Origin of the sequence: Massilia sp. (assembly GCF_031995545.1) — a bacterium.
In the GTDB taxonomy this organism is placed as follows: Bacteria; Pseudomonadota; Gammaproteobacteria; order Burkholderiales; family Burkholderiaceae_D; genus Telluria.
In genome coordinates, this window is record NZ_DAMAGA010000024.1 from 51,337 (window position 1) to 67,373 (window position 16,037).

The window sequence follows — 16,037 nt, forward strand, 5'->3', positions numbered from 1 at the left end:
AATCCTTTCAGTTTTCCGTGGACATGGCCGCCAGCGCGGCGGGAGTGGTCTTGCCGTTGAATCCGGTGATCAGGCCCGGCTCGACTTCGCCGACGCCGGACACCTGCATCACGATCGCGCCCGACGAGGCCAGGCGTACGCTTTGCAGGCGGCCGTCGATCTCGATGCCCGGCTTGGTGCCGTCCGAGGCTTCGGCGGCGATGCTGTACTTGCCGGCCGGCAGACCGAGCGCAGCCGGGTCGAGCGTGAACGACTGGGCGCCGGCGCCGTGCGGCGGCAGTTCGATCCGGGTCTGCTTGCCGGCGACATCGGTCAGCACCAGGTGGGTCAGGGTGCTGGCGCCGCCCAGCTGGACGGTGCCCGACAGCGCCGCGCCGTCGAGCTGCACGCGGCTGGTGGCGACCGAGACATCGGAGCCGACCTGCGCGCCCATCGCCAGCACCTGCAGGCTTTGCAGCACGCCGGCGCTGGCGGCGGTGGTCGTGGTCAGGTTCTGCAGCGCTTCGGTCTGCGACAGCTGCGACAGCTGGTTGACGAATTCGCTCGGGTCGGACGGGGCCAGCGGATCCTGGTTGCGGATCTGGGCCACCAGCAGCTTGGTGAACATGTCCTTGTTGTCGCTGACCGGGGTCGAGCTCGGGGTGACCTGGTCGCTGAGCGTGCTCGTGGTGTTGCCGTTGAGGCCGATGGCATTGGTGGCGGTGACCATGATCAGCCTTCTCCCAATTTCAGCAGCGAAGCCTGCATCGACTTGATGCGGCCCATGACTTCGACGTTGGTCTCGAAGGCGCGCGAGGCGGCCATCATGTCGGCCATCTCGGCCACTTCGTTGACATTGGTGTAGTACACCATGCCGTCGGCGTCGGCCAGCGGATTGTCGGGCTCGTGGGCGCGGCGCAGCGGCTCGTTTGATTGCACCACGTCCAGCACCTGGACCCGTGCCACGCCTTCGTCGCCGAGCAGGGCGGCGAACACTGGTTTACGTGCGCGGTAGCCTTCGGCTTCGCTGGTGGCCACCGCATTGGCGTTGGCCAGGTTACTGGCGATCGTGTTCATGCGCACGGTCTGGGCGGCCATGGCCGAACCAGCGATCTGGGAGATGTCCTTGAAACCCATTCTTTATCCTTATTGGCCGGTGATGGCTTTGTTCAGGCCGCGCAGCTTCATGTTGATGAAGGTCAGGCTGGTCTGGAAGTCGGAGGCGTTCTGCGAGAAGGCGGCTTGCTCCACGCCGATTTCGACGGTGTTGCCGTCGGCGCTCGGCTGGTACGGCACGCGGTACAGCGGACCATCTTCCGACAGGGTCGGCAAGCCGTCCTCGGCATCGATCCGTTCCTGCAGCATGGACGCGAAGTCGAGGTCGCGCGCGGTGTAGCCGGGCGTGCTTTCGTTGGCGATGTTCGCGGCCAGCACGCGGGTACGTTCGGCGCGCAGTTGCAGCGCGTCGGCGTGCACGCCAAGGGCTTCTTTGAAATTAATCGACATGGGCGTTTCTCCGTGAACTCGGGTGTGAACGGGTAGAATGGGTTTTTTCGCCCCACCCGTATTCTCCAATGATTGCTTTCCGTAAGGCAACAGTTACTATTGTAACCTGTCTCTTGTGCACTACAGCATGGTCGGCGCAAACTCTTTCCGCAAAGATAGAGTCGCAGGTAGAACAAGCGGCGCGCGACGAGCTCGAGCGCCAAGCGGCGGCGAGCGGACTGGGCGAACCGCAGTTCGAACTGTCCGTGGTGAGTGCGCGTCCGGCCCCGGCCTGCACGGTGGCGCCGACGGTCGAAGCGCTCGATACGCGCCAGCCGGCACGCATGCGCTTCGCCGCGCGCTGCCCGGACGGACGCGGCTGGCGCCACGATTTCACGGTGCGCGCGCGTATCTCGGCGCTGGTGGCGGTGACGGCAGCGCCGGTCTCCGTCAACCAGTCGCTGAGCGATGCCGACGTCGCGCTGGAACGGCGCGACGTCACCAACGTCGCCGACCCGGTCGGCATGCTCGACGCGGCCGTCGGCCAGAGCAGCCGGCGCAGCCTGCGCGCGGGCGAAATCCTGCGCACCAGCCAGCTGACCGCGCCGATCGCGGTCAAGCGCGGCGACCAGGTGACCATGCAGGCCAGCCACGACGGCATCGAAGTGAGCATGGCGGGCGAGGCGCTCGACGCCGGCGCGCGCGGCGCCGTGGTGCGGGTGCGTAACAGTGCCAGCGGCCAGATCGTGCGCATGCGCGTGCTCGGCGCCGGCGCGGTGCAGCCGGCCGACCTGCCGCTCGGCGAATAAGAATTCAATCGGCGCTGCCCTTGAGGCTGGCCGCCACCTTGGCCAGCTTGGCGGCGTAGCCCGGATCGGTGGCGTAGCCGCCGCGTGCCAGTCCCTGGGCGAAGGCATGGGCATCGCTGCCCGTATTCAGGGCGCCGCGGTAGCGCGGATTTTCCAGCAGCATGCGTGCGTAATCGTCGAAGGCGCTGGCCGCGTCCGGATAGGCGCGGAAGCGTTCGCGCGTTTTCAGCGCTGCGCCGCCCACGTATTCGGTGGTCGCGGCATCGCTGGTGGCGCCGTCCCAGTTGGAACCTGCCTTGATGCCGAACAGGTTGTGGGTGCTGGCGCCGTCGTCGGTGCGCAAAGGGCGCTGGCCCCAGCCCGATTCCAGCGCCGCGTGCGCCGACACCAGTTCCGGTGCCACGCCCAGTCTGGCGGCAGCCTGCTGCGCCCACGGCGCGATGCGGTCCAGGAAAGCCTGCTGCGCGGGGGTGTTGGCGACGCTGCCTGCCGGCACGCCCTCGAGCCCTTGCAGTTCGCCGTCCAGCAGACCGCTGGCGCGGGCACGCAGCAGGGCGCCTTCGGCATTCAGGCTGCTTGCGGCGGTGGTGCCGCTGTCGCCGTTTTGGATGAACTGCGCCACTTCGCCCTGCAGCTCGCTGAACATGCGGCCGAAGCCTTCGCCATTATCGTTGGCTGCGGTCGGACGGGTGGCGCTGGTGGCTGCCGTCGGCGTGATCGACGGGATGGTGAAATCAACGTGGCGCATAGATATGTTCCTCGCCGTGCAGCACGCGCTGCATCACGGAGTACTGCTCGGCCAGCAGGCTGCCGTTGCGGGTGGTGGCGTGCTTGCAGTCGCGTACGATGCGTTCCAGTTCACCCCAGGCGTTTTCAAGCGTTGCGCGCGGCGCCGGCTGCAGGGTGGCGAAATAATCCGCCATCGTGCCCTGGGCGCCGACCAGGGCGCGCACCAGCGACACGCGCTGCTTGCGGCGCGCTTCCATGCCCTCCAAGAGCGGTTCGAGCTGTTCGGCCAGCGTCGACAGCTCCGCGCTGCGGTGGCGCACGGCGGCCTCGAACTGCTGCTCCAGCAGCGCGTGCACGGCGCCGGCTTCGCGCAGGTCGAGCTGCACGCCGTTGGCGAGCAGGGCGTTGGCCTGCTGGCGGGTCAGGGTCGCCATGCTCAGCGTCCTCCGTGGAATTTCTGGATCAGGCCGGCCAGGCGGGCCGGGTCGAACGGCAACTCGCCGCGCGCCAGCGCATCGCGCAGCTCGGCCACGCGGGCAGCGTCGAAGTCGGGCATGGCGCGCAGCGCTTCGGCGGCCGGCTTCAGGACTTCGGACTGCAGCGCGGCCGGGGCCGCGGCGGCAGGAGAGCTCGCTGCGGCGTCGCCCGCGGCCGGCACATCGACGCGCGCGGCGCCGACGTTGGCGGCGGAGACTGGGGAACCCGTAATCTTCATGCGGTTACCTCGGGATTTCGATTGGATCGTCATGGTGTGGTCGGCAGTTGGCCGCGCAGTGTGTCCAGCGCCGCGGCGTCCGGCAGGACGACGCTGGCGCCGTTGCCGAGCGCCGTCGGATTGGCCTGGGCGCCGGGCGCGCCGAACATGGCTGCCACGGCGCGCGACTGGGCGGTGGTCAGGATCAGCAGTTCGATACGGCGGTTGCGGCCGTCGAGCGGCGTTTCCGGATGCAGCGGGCCGCGGTCGGCCATGCCGACCACCTGCAGCACGGTGCTGCTTTCCATGCCGCCGGCCAGCAGGCGCGCGCGGGCGGCATGGGCGCGGTCGGTCGACAGCGTCCAGTTGGAATAGCCGCCCTTGTCGGCGCGCGCGTAGCGGCTGGAATCGGTATGGCCGACGATCAGCATCTGGTTGCGCATCTGCGCGAACAGCGGGCCCATCTTTTGCAGCAGGCTGGCGAAGCGGTCGGTCGGCAGCGCGCTGCCGCGCATGAACATGCCCTGCTTGTCGGTATCGTGCAGCATCACGCGCAGGCCGTAGGGGGTGACCACGGTGCCCAGGTTCGAAGCCAGGCCGGCGCTGCTCGACAGCTCGGTCAGCGCGCGCGACAGCGCGGCCAGGTCGGCCGGGGTTTCGTAGGCGACTTTCGGCGCGCTCGGGCTGCCCGGGTCGCCGCTGCCGCCGTTGCCGGTGCGCGGCACGGCGAAGCGTTCGATCAGGCTGCCGCTCTGTTCGGTGGCGATGGCCGGCTTCTGGCCCTGGCCTTCGAGCATGCCGCTGTTGTTGGCGTCGCGGACGATCTGTTCCAGGTTCTGCTGCTCGCGCGTGGCGATCAGCCACAGCACCAGGAACAGCGCCATCAGCGCCAGGCAGAAGTCGGCGAACGCCACCTTCCAGGCGCCGCCGTGCTCGTCGTGCTGGTGCTTGCCGCCGCCGCGCTTGACGATGGTCGATTCGTGTTTGTCGTTGGCCTTCGACACGTGTTACCCCGTCATGCGGTCGCCCGTACGGCGCCGCTTGTTCTGCGATTCGTCTTCGCCACCCATGGCATTGATCCATTGTTCCAGCTGCGAGAAGCTCGGCTTGGTATTGAGCTGGATCAGGCGCCGCCCGGCGTCGATCGCCAGCAGCGCCGGCTTGCCGGCCACGTGGGTGCACAGCACCACCTTCACGGTTTCCATGGTCGAGGCTTCCGAATTGACGTTCTGCTTCATCATGTTGGCCAGCGGCTCCAGCAGCCCGTAGCAGAAGAAGATGCCGATGAAGGTGCCGACCATCGCCGCGCCGATCTTTTCGGCGATCTCGCCCGAACCGGCGCCGCCCGAGACCGAGTACATGGCCATCACGATGCCCAGCACCGCGGCCAGGATGCCGAAGCCCGGCATCGCCTCAGCGATCTTCTGCAGCGACTTGGCCGGCTGGGTCAGCTCTTCGTGGATCGCTTCCAGTTCCTGCTCCAGCACGCCTTCCAGTTCGTGGGCGTTGATCTTGCCCATCGCCATCAGGCGGAAGTTGTCGACGATGAAGGCCAGCAGCTTCGGCTCTTCCAGGATGCGCGGGTAGCGCTGGAACAGCGGGCTTTCGCTCGGTGCTTCGACGTGGGCGTCGAGCGCCTTCAGGCCGCCGGCGGCGGTCTGCAGCAGTTCGTACATCAAGAGCAGCAGCTGGCGCTGGAATTCCGAATCGTGTTTCTTACGCGTGGCAACTTTCTTCAACTGGTGGCCCAGTTCGGCCAGCACGTGTTTGGGATTGCCCAGCACCAGGGCGCCGAGGGCGGCGCCACCGATGATCAGGAGTTCGACCGGGTGGAAGATCGACGCGAAGGTGCCGCCCATCAGGGTAAAGCCCCCGAAGACGCAGCCAAGCACGATGGCGATTCCAAGTAATTGCTGCATGATGTCAAGCCTTTCTGGCGGTGGTTCTGTTGGTTCTGCTGTTTCTGTTGTTGGTCGGACCGGCTCAGCTGCCTTGCAGCGCGGCTTTCATCTTGGCCAGCGCGCTCTTGTTCAGCTGGCAGACACGGGCGTCGGACAGGTCGAGCACGGCGGCGATTTCCTTGTAGCTCAGTTCGAACTCGTAGATCATCTGGATCACGCGCCCCTCCTTTTCGTTGAGGCTGCCCAGCACCTGTTCCAGGCTGCGCCGCATCAGGTAGCCTTCCTCGGGACCGGGGCTGCTGTGCGCTTCGCTGACCGCTTCCTGCAGCACTTCGTCAAAGCTCAGCATCTCTTCGGCGCTGTCGTCCAGCAGATACTGGTTGTATTCCTCGGCAGTGAGGCCCAGCGCCTGTGCCGCTTCCTTCTCGCTCGGCTCGCGCCCCAGCTTGCGCGTCAGGGCGCGCAGGGCGTCGCGCTGGCGGTGGCTGTCCTGGCGCACCGCGCGCGGACGCCAGTCCTGGCGGCGCAGCTCGTCCAGGATCGCACCTCGCACGCGCAGCGCGGCGTAGCTGGAAAAGCCGGTGTCCGGTGCGCCGTAGCGGCGCAGCGCTTCCAGCAGTCCCATCAGGCCGATCTGCTCCAGGTCCTCGCGTCCCAGCGCGCCCGACGCCTGGCTGGCCAGCTGGCGCGCGATGCGCTTGACCAGCGGGGCATACGCCACCAGGTGGCGCCCCTCTTCGGCCGGGCTCATGCCGGCGCTGGCGGCCGCTTCGCCGTATTCGGCGGCGGCGGGGTCGAGGTAATCGGTCATGTAGGCCACGTGGCGTCCCGCATCACTCGATGATCAGCTTGCCGATCATGACTTCGGTAAACGGCTTCACGTGGTTTTCCTTTTCGTAGCTGGCGTTGAACGTCTTGTTCAGCTCGGCCGCGTACTGGTCGACCGTCATGCTCGACGCTTCCGCCAGGGTGCGCGCCGACAGCGCCGAGACGGCGATGCTGCGCAGCAGCGGCAAGTGTTCCTTGGTCGTCTTTTCTTCTTCCGGCGAAGTGGCCAGCACCAGGTCGACCGACAGGTAATGCGCCGCCTGTTCGCTCGGGGCGCGGCGCAGCATGACGATCACCTTGTCCAGGGTGACGTACTTGGTCAGCGACTTTTCCGGGGCCGGCTTGGCCGCTACCACGCCAGCCGCCGGGGCCGGCTTCATGTACCACATGGCGCCGCCCGCGGCGGCCGCTGCCGCCAGCGCGACGCCGGCGAATGCGATGATCAGTTTTGCTTTCATGGGTGGTTCAGTCGCGTCCATTCATGGAAAAGAGGGAACCGGCGTCGCCGGCATCGTTCAGGGCCAGGCCCGGGCTGCGTTGCTCCTGGCCCGGCTGGCGGCCGCGGCCTTGCGCATCGGTGTTCGGCTGGCCATTCTGGCCCGGCTGGCTGCCGGCTTGGGCGGTGGCCTGGGCGCGTGGCGTCTCGCTGACGCTGACCGAGACGTTGCTGTACTGGCGTCCGGCCAGGTCGCTGCGCAGGGCGTCGCTCACCGTGTTCAGCTGGCGCAGCACTTCGCCGTTGGTGGCGGCGATGTGCACTTCCAGGTTGCCGGCGCTGTGGCGGATCGCGATGTCGATCCGGCCCAGCATCGGCGGCTCGAGGCGGATCGTGGCCTGCTCGATGCCACGACCGGCCTGCAGCTGCAGGCGCTCGCCCAGTGCTTCGTGCAGGGTCTGGCGCCATGCGGCCGGTGGACCCGAGAGCGCCACGCTGTCGGCGCCGCGTGCGGCGGACGGCTGGCTGGCGGCGACGCCGACGGTGCTGCCGGTCGGCGTCACGTCGGCGGCGGCGCTGTCGGCGCTCGTTGCATCGCCTGATACGGCGGCGGCAGGCACGGCGGCGGCGTTCGACTTTGCCGCGGCGGCCGTTGCCGCGGCGGCCGGTTGCGCCTGCGTCAAGGGTGCGGCGTCGGCGCGCGCTGCGGCCACCGGAGCGATGTCTGTCAGCGCGGCTGCGTTCGCAGCCGGGGTACTCGCCGGGACGGTACTGGTCGGTGCTAACGCCACGGCGCCAATGACCGGTGCCGCCTGCGCCGCCGCATTGGCACCGGCATCCCGGGCGGTCGTCGTTTTCACGCCCGGCATCGCCATCATCATGGCCGGCAGCGCCGACGGCAGGCCGGCCGGCATCAGCGGCGCAGACATGGCGCCCAGCAGCACGGCGTCGGCCGGCTGCTCCGCCGTCTCGGGTGTATCCGGTGCTTCGGCGTCGTTGGCGGCGGCCGGCGGATCGGCCGGCGCTTGTGCGTCGGCGTCGGGCAGGGCCGGGGCGAGGCCGATCCACTGCTGGAACGGCAGCACCGCGGCGGCGGCGGCGGCGGCGGGCAGGGCGCCGGCCACCAGCGTGTCGGTGGCCGGCACGCCGGCGTCAGGCGTGGGCGCGGCGCCGGCTGTGACGGCGTTCTGGCCGATCGTGTTCATGGTGGTGTTCATCGAAACGCTGTTCATCGAAAGAGTCATGGTCGGTCCATATCGTGTTCGCCCGCGAGGGCGTAGGCCATCCAGCCTTCCTTGTTGCTGCGCATTTCGTCCAGGCGTGCGGCGATGCCGGCGGCGGCCTGGGCGCAACCCTGGGCGGCGCGTTCGTGCGCCGCGCGCAGGCGCGCCAGTGCGGCGCGTTCGGCGCCGCTCCACGGGCCGCGTGCGGCCAGCGCCTGCAATTGCGGCGCCAGTTCGCGTACGCTCGGTTCGAGCAGGGTCCAGTCGGACTGCTTGCCCGCTTCCTGCAGGCGCGCGTCGAGCTGTTGCCCCAGCCGGTCGATGATGCGGGTTCTATCCATTGCGTTCCTGGACGCCTTTCCAGCCCTGGCGGATGGTGCTCAGGATGCGGATCACTTCGTCGACCATGGTCGGATCGAGCTTGATGCCGGCGCCGTTCAGGTGGTTGGCGCAGAATTCGTAGATGCGCGCCAGGTTGGCGACGGTCTCGCCGCCCGACTCGAAGTCGAGCGAGCTGGAAAGGCCGTTGATGATCTCGACGCACTTGTCGATGCTGGCCGCTTTCTGCTCGTAGCGGCGCGCTTCGATGTGGGCGCGCGCGCGCGCCAGCTCGTCGAGCAGGCCGTCGGTGAGCAGCAGGACCAGTTCCACCGGCGAGGCGCGCGAGGTCTGCGCGTCCAGGTTGACGGCGTGGTATTCGCCGTAGGCTTCTTGATAGGACATGACGTATGGTTCTTCGTGATCAGTCTTTGTCGCTGCCGAACAGGGCGTCGAACAGTGAGACGTTAGTGTTCATGGTGCTCTGCAAAGTCTGTAGCTTGGTGAACTGGAGCAGGTAGCGCTGGTAGGCCGAGTCGTACTGCTGGTCGAGGGTGGCCTGGCGCTCGGTCAGGGTCGACTGCAGGTCGCTGACAGCTTCCTTGCGCTGCTTGATCTGGCCGTCGACGCTGCTGCTCCAGGTGTCCAGGTAGCTGTTGAGGGCGCCGGCGATGCCGCTCGGCGCGCTCTTTGTGGCGCTGCCCAGCAGGCCGTCAAGGCCGTTCGGACTGCGCGCCAGCTGGGCCAGCAGGCGCTCGGAGCGCAGCTCGAGCGTGCCTTCGCGGGTGGCGGTGATGCCGTAGCTGGCTAGCGACTCGCCGCCGCCGGGGCGCAGCAGGGCGTTGAGGCGAGTGTTCAGGGCGCGGATGCCGCTGTCGTGCGAGAAGGTACCACCGGCCACGCCCTTGGACGGGTCACCCGGGTCGGTCAGCTTGTTGAGCGCGGCCTTGAGCTTGTTGAATGCGTCCACGAAGGCCTGCACATTGGCGGTGGTGCCGGTGGTGTCCGGGGCCACCGTCAGGGTGACCGGGGCGGCCCCGCTGGCCTGTGCCCTAGTGAAGGTCATCTTCACGCCGTCGATGTTGGTGAAGGTGTTGCTGGCCTGGGTAATCGCGGTGCCGGTTTCGGAACCGATGCGGATCTCGGCGTCCTGGGCCGCGACAAGCGTGCGCCGGCGCGTGGCGTCCAGGTTGGCCTGGGCCAGGCTCGAGTTGCCGGTGATGCCGCTGGTGTCGAGCGTGATCGCGCCGGCGGCGCCGGTATCTTTTGCCGTCAGCACCAGTTCAGTGGTGTTGCCGGTGGTGACGATCGAAGCAGTGACCTTGCCGGCGTTGCCGGCGGCGCCGTTGATCGCGGCAGCCAGCTCGCGCGTGGTCAATGCGTTGCCATCGGCATTGGCGGCGCTCATGTTGATCTCGAAGGCATCGATGCCGCCCATGCGGATCTTGAGGGTGCCGCCGACGCCGCTGTTGTCGCTCAGGCCGGTGTAGGAGACCTGGCTGGCGGTGGCCAGTTGCTTGACGAAGAAGGAGTAGGTGCCGGCCGCCGCGGTGGGGCCGGCGCTGGCGCTGCCGATGCCGGTGTCGCCGAACACCGCGCTTTGCGCATACACGGTCTTGCCGACGCTGAGCGAGGCCAGGCTGGTCTGGAACGCGCTCAGCGCCGAGGTCAGGTCGGTCAGACCGCGCTCGGTGGCGGTGGCCACCGTGCCCTGGGCGTTGATGATCTGCTGGCGCGGGGCCGTGTACTTCTCGGCCAGCGCCGCGGCGGTGGTGGTCGGGTCGTAGGTCGGGGCGGTAATTGCGCTTGCCATCTGTATTCTCCTTGTTGTGGGTGAGGGCCGTCAGGCCGCCCGTCCCGCCATCCACGACTGGGTGGCGATATCGTCTTCGCGCTTGCGGGTCGCACGTTCCTGGTCCAGCGCCAGCGCATCCTGGGCGCGCTCGAGCACCTTGCCCAGCAGTTCACGTTTGGCCCAGGCCTCGTGCACGCGGCGCTGCGCGACCGCCATGTTCGCTTCGTGCAGCTGCAGGTCGACCCGGTGGCTGTCGGCCAGAGCCAGCACGTCCTGCTTGTAGGCGCCGCAGTTCAGGGCCAGTGCCGGCGCCAGGGCCACGCTGGCACCCGATGCGCCGCTGCCGTGCGCCAGGCTGGTCAGGCGCTGCAGATTGTTCTGGTAGCGCACCCGGGTCGCTTCCTGGCTGGCCAGTTCGCGCTGCAGCCGTTCGACCTGGGTCGAGCGCAGCTGCACCAGGGTGCCGAGGCTGTCGATGGTGTTGTGCTTGCTCATGCCATCATCGCTTTCAACTGGTCGACGCAGCCCTGCATTGGCGCGGCTTCGCGCGTGCCCTGGCACAGGAAGGCTTCGATGTGCGGCTGCAGCGCCACCGCGCGGTCGGTCTCGGGATCGGCGCCCGGCACGTAAGCACCGAGCGGGATCAGGTCGCGCACGCGTGCATGTTTCGCCAGCGCGGCTTTGAGCTTGCGCGCGGCCAGCGCGTGTTCCTGGCCCACCACCTGCGCCATGCAGCGCGAGATCGACTGCGCCACGTCGATCGCCGGATAATGGCCGCGCTCGGCCAGTTCGCGCGTCAGCACGATGTGGCCGTCAAGGATGGCGCGCGCCGAATCGACCACCGGATCCTGCTGGTCGTCGCCCTCGGCCAGCACCGTGTAGATGGCGCTCATGCTTCCTTGAGGATTTTCTCCATTCCCCGCTGATTCCACCAGCTGCGGCAAATTCGAGAACACCGACGGCGGATAGCCGCGCGTGGCCGGCGGCTCGCCCAGCGACAGCGCGACTTCGCGCAGCGCCATCGCGTAGCGCGTCAGCGAATCGCACAGCAGCAGCACGTTCTGGCCGCGGTCGCGGTAGTGCGCCGCCACCGCGTGGCACATCTCGGTCGCCATCACCCGCATCAAGGGGCTTTCGTCGGCCGGGGCCACAACGAGTACCGCGCGCTTCAGACCTTCCGGACCGAGCGAGCGCTCGACGAACTCACGCACTTCGCGGTTACGTTCGCCGATCAGACCGACCACGATCACGTCGGCCACGGTCTGGCGCGTGATCAGGCCCAGCAGCACCGACTTGCCGACGCCGGAACCGGCCATCAGGCCGACCCGTTGCCCTTTACCGATCGTGAGCATGCTGTTGATCGCGCGCACGCCAACGTCGAGCGGCTGCTCGACCGGCGTCTTCTTCAACGGATTGACGCGCGGCGGGGTGCTGGATAATGGCTGGTCGCCGCCCAGGCGTCCCAGGCCGTCGATCGGCTCGCCCAGGCCATTGACCATGCGGCCCAGCCAGGAAGGGCCGATCATCAGATCGTTCTTTTCCTGCACCGGCAGCACGCGCGCGCCGGTGGATAATCCTGCCGCCTTCTTGAACGGCATCAGGTACGACACCTTGTCGCGAAAACCGACCACCTGGGCGTCGAGCCACTCGCCGTCAACCGTCTCGATGCGGCAGCGCTGGCCGGTGTGCAGGCGGCAGCCAACCGACTCGAGCAACAGTCCCTGGGCGCCGACCAGGCGGCCGGTGGGCGTGGCCACCGGAACCGTGCCGATATCGAGCGCGCGCAGCGAGTCGGCCAGGGCCATCATGCCTGCGGCTCCTCCGACAGCAACTGCTCTTCGACCTGTTCCATCACCGCTGCCAGGCGGCCCTGGCAGCCGGCGTCGACTTCATGGTCGCCCGCGCGCACGCGGCATTCGCCCGGCTCAAGGGCAGGGTCGGGCAGCAGCGTCCATTTCTTGGCGCGTTTCGGATCGAGCTCCAGCACGCGGCGCAGTTCTTCGGGATTCAGGAACACCTCGACCTGCTCGCGCGACGGCGGCATCACCGACAGCGCTTCCTCGACCAGCGCCAGCAGCTGCACCGGCTGCAGCGCCAGTTCTGCGCGGATCACCTGGCGCGCGATCTTGCCGACCAGCTCGACCACTTCGTTGCGTTGGGCCGCGCGCAGGTCGGTTTTCAATTTTTTGAGGCTTCTCAGCATGCTGTCGATTGGCTTCGAAAGCTGCTCGAATTGCTCCAGCGCCATGGCACGTCCTTCCTCGATGCCACGCTGCAGGCCTTCGGCCCGGCCCTGCGGCACGCCTTCGGCGCGGCCCTGGTCCAGGCCGGCCTCGTAGCCTTCGCGCTGGCCCTGGCGGTAGCCGTCGGCCAGGGCGCTCTGCCACTCTTCGGCCGAATTCGAGCCCGGCGCGCCGGCGCCTTGCGGACGCGCCGCGCTGAACTGGTGCAGCGGCGGGAAGTGATAGGACCGGAACTGCTTCATTCGGCGGTCGCCTCGGCAAACAGCTGGATATCGATCTCGCCGGCGTCGGCGAGTTCCTTGACGGTGGCCATGATCTCGCGCCGGGTCTGTTCGATGCGCGACATCGGCACCGGACCGGAACGGCGCATCAGGTCTTCGAAGCTTTGCGCCTGGCGTTTCGGCATCGCGCTCAGGACCGCGTCGCGCAGCGGCGCTTCGGCGCCTTTCAGCGCGATCGCCCACTGCTCGAGCGGCACTTCGTCCAGCAGGCGCGTGATGACCTGTTCGGTCTGGCGCGACAGGATGAAGAAGTCGTACATCGACATCTCGATCTTGTTGACCACTTCCGGATCGTGCGCGCGCAGCAGTTCGACCATGCCGGTGCGGTTGTCCTGCAGGCGATTCAGGATATCGGCCACCTGGCGCACGCCTTCGACGCTGGCGCTTTGCGTGTCGAGCGCCGCCAGGCAGCGCGCCACCAGCTCTTCCAGCTCGTGCAGCACGTCGCGGTCGATTTCGTCGAGGCGCGCCATGTTCAGCAGTACCAACTCTCGACCCTCCAGAGGCAGCGCTTCCAGAATTTGGGAGGCCAGCGCCGGCGGCAGGAAGGCCAGGAATACCGCCTGCATCTGCACGTGCTCGCTGGAGACGAATTCGGCCAGCCACTTGGGCGAGGCATACTGCAGGCGCGCCATCATCGGGCGGATCGCGTCGCCATAGATCGTGTTGAGCACGCTGTTGGCGATATCGCTGCCGAGCGCCAGATCGAGCGAGCGCTTCAGGTAGCTGCGCGAGGCGCCGTGCAGGCCGCTCTGCTGGCGGTAGTCGTCGAAGAAGTTCTGCAGCGCCGACTTGACGGTATCGACCTTGATGCCGCTCATGCGCGACATCACCTGGGTCAGTTCCATCAGTTCGTCGCGCTCGAGGCAGCGCAGCACCGCCGCGGCCTGTTCTTCGCCGATCGACAGCAGCACGATGGCGGCCTGTTCGACCGGGCTGAGGACGACGTTCTCGTCGTCGTCGAAATTATTCAGGTCGGCCATGTTTTTTCTGTACCCATTGTTTGACGACTTCGGCAACGCGCTCGGGCTCTTTGCCGGCCAGGACTTTCAGGTGGTCGACCATCACGTCGACCGGCGAACCGCTCGGCGGCAGGTCGTAGTTTTCGAGCAGCGGCACCACCGCGCCCGGACCGCCGGCGGCGGCAGTTGCGCTGCCTTCCGGCGCGGCCAGGGCAGGGGCGGCAGTGGCGCCTGCCGGCAGGGAAGGGGTGGCAGCAGCAGCACCGCCCGCACCCGGCAGCGCCGGCATGGCAGGCGCCAGCGGCGGCTGCGGTGCCAGGCGGCCGGTCACCGCGCGCAGCAGCGGACGCAGCAGCAGGAAGTAGGCGACGATGGCGCCGATCAGGTACATCGCCCAGCTCGTCATGTCGACCACGTTGTCGCGTTCCTGCCACCATTCCTGGGCCACCGGCGCCGCCGGGAAGGTCAGGCTCGATACGGCGAGCACGTCGCCGCGCGCGGCGCTGATGCCCAGGCCGCCGGTCAGGATCTTTTCGATGTTGGCCAGTTCGGCCGGGGTCCAGGCCTTGGCGTCGGCCGCGCTGGCGTTGTTCAGCACCACCGCCACCGACAGTTTCTTCAGGCGTCCGCGCGAGCGCTTGATCTGGGTGATGGCACGGTCGTAGGCGTACTGGCGGGTGGTGGCGTTCTTGCGCGCGCTGCCGTCTTCCGGCTTGGCGGCGCCACCATCGGCGTTCTGCGCCGCCGCATCAGTTTGCACCGGCGGACGGTTCGACAGCGTGCCCGGCACGCCCAGCGCCATGCGGTTGCGCTCCATCTCTTCGCGCATCGCTTCGCTGGTGACTTTCGGGGCTTCGCCGTATTTTTCGGTGGTCTCTTCGATGCGGTCGTTGTCGACTTCGGCGGTGACGCTGACCTTGTAGTTGGCCGCGCCGAGGATCGGGGCCAGCAGTTCGTTGACGTTGCTGCGCACGTCGTCGCTGTAGTGCTTGGCGGCGGCGTCGCCCTGGGCGGCGCCGTCGAAGCCGTCGGCCAGATCGACGCGCGAGGACAGGTAGTTGCCTGCCTGGTCGACCAGCGACACGCGCTGCGGTTTGAGGCCCGAGACGCTGCCCGAGACCAGGTTGACGATCGCGGCGATCTGTTCGTTGGACAGGGTGCGGCCCAGCTTCATCGCCACCACCACCGACGCCGAGGAGCCGTCCGCCACGCCGGCGCCGGCCACGAACGAGCTCGACTTGGCGATCGCCAGGTGCACGCGCGCGCTGGCGATCGCGTCCATGGTCAGGATGCTCTGCGCCAGTTCGCCTTCCAGGCCGCGGCGGAAGCGCACGTCCTGCACGAACTGCGACACGCCGAGCGGGTCGTTGCGGTCCATCAGCTCGAGACCGGCCGGCAGCTGGGCAGTGACGCCCTTGGCGGCCAGCAGCATGCGCACCTTGCCCAGTTCGCCGGACGGCACCATCACCTGGCCGCTGTCGGGATGGACGCGGTAGGGGATCTGTTCGGCTTCGAGCACGCTCATCATGTCGCTGGCGGCGACCCGTTCGCGCGCGCCGAACACCGGCTTGTAGCTGGACTGGTCCTGCCACAGGTACATCATGACGGCGGCGGTAACGGCCACGGCCAGGCCGAGCACCAGGGGCAGGTTGTTGCGCACCGCGGGCGGCAGCGCCGGCAGCGCGAGCTTGCCGCCGAAGGCGGACTTGAGAGTGGAGATCACGGGTGACTTCGCTTAAGTAGTGAGATCGGCAGGCAGTGAGACCGGTAACGCGGTCAGACCGGCAGCTTGATCAGTTCGTCGACGGCGCCCATCACCTTGTTGCGCACCTGCACCAGCATCGAGAACGACAGGCTGGCTTGCTGGCTGGCCAGCATGGCGCCGACCAGGTCGTCGCTCTTGCCGGCATCGACCGCGGCTACGCGCGCACCGGCGGCCTGGTCTTCGGCATCGACGCGGTCGAGCGCGTTCTTCATGGTCTGGGTGAACGAGAAGGCGCCTTCGTTGGCACCTGCGCCGGCGGCCGGCAGCTCGAAGGCCGGCGCGATCGCCAGGCGATTTGCGTCGTTGGTCAGTTGTGCCAGGTCGGCCCGGATCAGGCCGGCGAGTTCAGTTGCCATCGTGGTTCCCATTCAACGTTGTTGTTTGATCGCGACAGAAACTAACTATTTCTGCCGTGTAAAAGCCTGAGTTGACGAAACTTTGTGAAATCGTTGTCAACGAACGGCCGTTTTATTCCTGTGCTTCTGTTGCGGCCCTTCGCCGCTTTCGCCTCTGAACCTGGAGGGCAACAGCGTTTATGTTGCGATGCGACAGTGCAATCTTACCGTAGGGCAAGTGATAAATCAAAGAA

Annotated in this window: 21 protein-coding genes; 1 reads left to right on the top strand and 20 read right to left on the bottom strand. The window is 67.7% G+C overall.

Annotated elements, in window-relative coordinates:
* Positions 1-7: 7 nt before the first annotated feature.
* From RTQ83_RS16270 to flgB, 3 genes are read right to left on the bottom strand one after another with little or no spacing between them, the layout of a single operon-like run.
* Positions 8-709, bottom strand: coding sequence for a flagellar hook capping FlgD N-terminal domain-containing protein (locus RTQ83_RS16270; protein ID WP_312516702.1), 702 nt, complete (start codon positions 707-709; stop codon positions 8-10).
* Between the two features lie 2 nt (positions 710-711).
* Positions 712-1,116, bottom strand: coding sequence for a flagellar basal body rod protein FlgC (flgC, locus tag RTQ83_RS16275; protein ID WP_312516704.1), 405 nt, complete (start codon positions 1,114-1,116; stop codon positions 712-714).
* 9 nt (positions 1,117-1,125) lie between these two features.
* A complete protein-coding gene (gene flgB / locus RTQ83_RS16280) occupies positions 1,126-1,485 on the bottom strand; it encodes a flagellar basal body rod protein FlgB (RefSeq protein WP_312516706.1) in 360 nt (119 codons plus the stop codon).
* A 113-nt stretch (positions 1,486-1,598) separates the two neighbouring features.
* Between flgB and flgA the strand changes: the two genes are divergently transcribed.
* Positions 1,599-2,273: a flagellar basal body P-ring formation chaperone FlgA gene (gene flgA / locus RTQ83_RS16285; protein WP_312516708.1), complete on the top strand. Its 675-nt coding sequence runs from the start codon at positions 1,599-1,601 to the stop codon at positions 2,271-2,273.
* A 4-nt stretch (positions 2,274-2,277) separates the two neighbouring features.
* On the opposite strand, the gene RTQ83_RS16290 is transcribed toward flgA, so the two are convergent.
* The 17 genes from RTQ83_RS16290 to RTQ83_RS16370 form a co-directional block, all read right to left on the bottom strand.
* On the bottom strand, positions 2,278-3,021 hold the full coding sequence (locus tag RTQ83_RS16290) for a glucosaminidase domain-containing protein (protein WP_312516710.1): 744 nt from the start codon (positions 3,019-3,021) through the stop codon (positions 2,278-2,280).
* Entirely contained in the window at positions 3,008-3,436 is a 429-nt protein-coding gene (gene flgN / locus RTQ83_RS16295; RefSeq protein ID WP_312516711.1) for a flagellar export chaperone FlgN, read from the bottom strand. Before flgN ends, RTQ83_RS16290 begins: the two co-directional genes overlap by 14 nt.
* 2 nt (positions 3,437-3,438) lie before the next feature.
* On the bottom strand, positions 3,439-3,717 hold the full coding sequence (gene flgM / locus RTQ83_RS16300; RefSeq protein WP_312516713.1) for a flagellar biosynthesis anti-sigma factor FlgM: 279 nt from the start codon (positions 3,715-3,717) through the stop codon (positions 3,439-3,441).
* A 29-nt stretch (positions 3,718-3,746) separates the two neighbouring features.
* Entirely contained in the window at positions 3,747-4,700 is a 954-nt protein-coding gene (locus RTQ83_RS16305; RefSeq protein WP_312516715.1) for a flagellar motor protein MotB, read from the bottom strand.
* Between the two features lie 3 nt (positions 4,701-4,703).
* Positions 4,704-5,615 (bottom strand): flagellar motor stator protein MotA, encoded by a 912-nt coding sequence (gene motA / locus RTQ83_RS16310; RefSeq protein ID WP_312516717.1) that lies wholly within the window; start codon positions 5,613-5,615, stop codon positions 4,704-4,706.
* 64 nt (positions 5,616-5,679) lie between these two features.
* Positions 5,680-6,408, bottom strand: coding sequence for a FliA/WhiG family RNA polymerase sigma factor (locus RTQ83_RS16315; protein ID WP_312516763.1), 729 nt, complete (start codon positions 6,406-6,408; stop codon positions 5,680-5,682).
* 22 nt (positions 6,409-6,430) lie between these two features.
* Positions 6,431-6,883: a flagellar basal body-associated FliL family protein gene (gene fliL, locus RTQ83_RS16320; RefSeq protein ID WP_312516719.1), complete on the bottom strand. Its 453-nt coding sequence runs from the start codon at positions 6,881-6,883 to the stop codon at positions 6,431-6,433.
* 7 nt (positions 6,884-6,890) lie between these two features.
* On the bottom strand, positions 6,891-8,105 hold the full coding sequence (locus RTQ83_RS16325; protein WP_312516721.1) for a flagellar hook-length control protein FliK: 1,215 nt from the start codon (positions 8,103-8,105) through the stop codon (positions 6,891-6,893).
* The gene (locus RTQ83_RS16330; protein WP_312516723.1) at positions 8,102-8,425 is read right to left on the bottom strand and encodes a hypothetical protein; all 324 of its coding nucleotides are present in this window, start codon (positions 8,423-8,425) and stop codon (positions 8,102-8,104) included. The genes RTQ83_RS16325 and RTQ83_RS16330 overlap by 4 nt, the downstream gene beginning before the upstream one ends.
* Positions 8,418-8,807, bottom strand: a complete 390-nt coding sequence (fliS, locus tag RTQ83_RS16335) for a flagellar export chaperone FliS (RefSeq protein ID WP_312516725.1) — start codon at positions 8,805-8,807, stop codon at positions 8,418-8,420. Before fliS ends, RTQ83_RS16330 begins: the two co-directional genes overlap by 8 nt.
* 19 nt (positions 8,808-8,826) lie before the next feature.
* The gene (fliD, locus tag RTQ83_RS16340; protein ID WP_312516727.1) at positions 8,827-10,215 is read right to left on the bottom strand and encodes a flagellar filament capping protein FliD; all 1,389 of its coding nucleotides are present in this window, start codon (positions 10,213-10,215) and stop codon (positions 8,827-8,829) included.
* A 30-nt stretch (positions 10,216-10,245) separates the two neighbouring features.
* Entirely contained in the window at positions 10,246-10,692 is a 447-nt protein-coding gene (locus RTQ83_RS16345; RefSeq protein ID WP_312516729.1) for a flagellar FliJ family protein, read from the bottom strand.
* Positions 10,689-12,005: a flagellar protein export ATPase FliI gene (fliI, locus tag RTQ83_RS16350; protein ID WP_312516731.1), complete on the bottom strand. Its 1,317-nt coding sequence runs from the start codon at positions 12,003-12,005 to the stop codon at positions 10,689-10,691. Before fliI ends, RTQ83_RS16345 begins: the two co-directional genes overlap by 4 nt.
* Entirely contained in the window at positions 12,002-12,682 is a 681-nt protein-coding gene (gene fliH, locus RTQ83_RS16355) for a flagellar assembly protein FliH (protein ID WP_312516733.1), read from the bottom strand. The genes fliI and fliH overlap by 4 nt, the downstream gene beginning before the upstream one ends.
* Positions 12,679-13,704: a FliG C-terminal domain-containing protein gene (locus RTQ83_RS16360; RefSeq protein ID WP_312516735.1), complete on the bottom strand. Its 1,026-nt coding sequence runs from the start codon at positions 13,702-13,704 to the stop codon at positions 12,679-12,681. The genes fliH and RTQ83_RS16360 overlap by 4 nt, the downstream gene beginning before the upstream one ends.
* Positions 13,688-15,406 carry a flagellar basal-body MS-ring/collar protein FliF gene (gene fliF / locus RTQ83_RS16365; protein WP_312516737.1) on the bottom strand — a complete coding sequence of 573 codons (1,719 nt, stop codon included), beginning with the start codon at positions 15,404-15,406 and terminating at the stop codon, positions 13,688-13,690. Before fliF ends, RTQ83_RS16360 begins: the two co-directional genes overlap by 17 nt.
* Before the next feature lie 53 nt (positions 15,407-15,459).
* Complete coding sequence (locus RTQ83_RS16370) at positions 15,460-15,804, bottom strand: flagellar hook-basal body complex protein FliE (protein ID WP_312516739.1); 345 nt, start codon at positions 15,802-15,804, stop codon at positions 15,460-15,462.
* Positions 15,805-16,037: the final 233 nt, after the last annotated feature.